We start from the raw sequence: 826 nt of genomic DNA on the forward strand, positions 1-826 counted from the left end.
CACCCGGATGTGAAATGGATTACCCATGAGAAAGCGAACAGCATCGGTGTAGATGAAGTTCGTGAACAGATTAATAATGACATTGTGATTAAGCCATACAGCAGCAAATATAAAGTTTATATTATAGATGAAGCTGAGAAGATGACAGTTCAGGCTCAGAATGCCCTTCTGAAGACCATTGAGGAACCGCCGGAATATGCAGTGATTCTTTTTCTGACGAATACGTTGGATGTACTGCTTCAGACTGTTCGTTCAAGATGTATTATTATGAATCTGAGAAGCGTGGATACGAAGCTGATCCAGCAGTATCTGATGCAGAAGTATCAGCTGCCGGATTACCAGGCCAGAGTATGTGCAGCCTATGCGCAGGGCAATGTCGGTAAGGCAATCATGATGGCGACTTCCGAACATTTCAGGGAAATGCAGGATTTCCTTCTGAGACTCCTGAAACGAGTGGATGATATGGAAGTATATGAAATTGTTGCAGCTATTCATGATATGACCACTTATAAAATGGATATCAAAGATCTGATCGATCTGATGATGGTCTGGTATCGGGATGTCCTGATCCTCAAAGCGACAGAAGATATCAACCAACTGGTGTATCAGGACGAGCACAAGTACCTTCAGAAGAAAGCTACGACGTCTTCTTATGAAGGACTGAATAACATTATGGAGGCATTGGAGAAGGCAAAAGTACGTCTGAATGCCAATGTTAATTTTGATATTACGATGGAGATGCTGCTATTAACAATAAAGGAGAATTAAAATGGTAAAGGTAATTGGCGTGAGATTCCGAAACGCAGGTAAGATCTATTATTTTGAC

At 41.4% G+C, this 826-nt stretch carries 1 protein-coding gene; it reads left to right on the forward strand.

What is annotated here, in order from left to right:
* Positions 1-768, forward strand: a 768-nt coding sequence (locus WMO25_RS18460; protein WP_349086718.1) for a DNA polymerase III subunit, incomplete at its 5' end; no start/stop codon positions are given.
* Positions 769-826: the final 58 nt, after the last annotated feature.

Origin of the sequence: Coprococcus intestinihominis (assembly GCF_040096555.1) — a bacterium.
Lineage (GTDB): Bacteria > Bacillota > Clostridia > Lachnospirales > Lachnospiraceae > Coprococcus_A > Coprococcus_A intestinihominis.